Consider the following 323-nt stretch of genomic DNA (forward strand, 5'->3'; position numbering starts at 1 on the left):
GCCGTCGCGGCGCCTGTGGAGCACGGGCGGACGGTGTGGTTCGTTGCTGCTCCAGCCGAGGCGTGGGTCGCCGGATGCGTCTGTTGCTGCGGTGTGCAAGTGCTGTCCCCTCCCCGTGCCCGCGGCGGTAGCCGCTGGTGTCACGCCCCCCGGTTGTGTGGACAGACTGCCAAATGTGCCGGGCGGTCGGGAAGCTGGGGCGTGAATCGCGGCGTGGCGTCGGCGCTGGGTCACGCCCCTGTGACCGTTGGTCACGGTTCGGGGGTGGTTGGTGGCCGCTACGGGGAACAAGTGAACGCGGCGGGGATCGCAGGGTCGGGCAG

Source organism: Streptomyces lushanensis (assembly GCF_001700515.1).
GTDB lineage: Bacteria > Actinomycetota > Actinomycetes > Streptomycetales > Streptomycetaceae > Streptomyces > Streptomyces lushanensis.